The 419-nt window shown below is 68.0% G+C and carries 1 protein-coding gene; it reads left to right on the top strand.

Annotated features, from left to right (window positions below; genetic code table 11):
* A partial coding sequence (locus tag M8J74_RS44270; RefSeq protein ID WP_249841783.1) for a TIM barrel protein occupies window positions 1-419 on the top strand: 419 nt, incomplete at both ends.

The raw sequence follows: 419 nt of genomic DNA, 5'->3' as shown, positions 1-419 counted from the left end.
GGTGTGGCGCCGACGGTGGCGCTGCACATCCCGTGGGACCAGGTCGACGACTACGCCGCACTGGCGAAGTTCGCCCAGGACCACGGCGTGAAGCTCGGGGCGATCAACTCCAACACCTTCCAGGACGACGCCTACAAACTCGGCAGCATCTGCCACCCGGACGCCGCCGTACGCCGCAAGGCCGTCGACCACCTGCTGGAATGCGTCGACATCATGGACGCCACCGGCTCCCGCGACCTGAAGCTGTGGTTCGCCGACGGCACCAACTACCCCGGCCAGGACGACATCCACGCCCGCCAGGACCGCCTCGCCGAAGGCCTGACCGAGGTCTACGCCCGCCTCGGCGACGGACAGCGGATGCTGCTGGAGTACAAGTTCTTCGAGCCCGCCTTCTACACCACCGACGTCCCCGACTGGGG

The organism is Streptomyces panaciradicis (genome assembly GCF_023516615.1).
GTDB lineage: Bacteria > Actinomycetota > Actinomycetes > Streptomycetales > Streptomycetaceae > Streptomyces > Streptomyces panaciradicis.
Note: the sequence above shows the minus strand (reverse complement) of the source record. Positions and strands in the feature narration are given on the sequence as shown.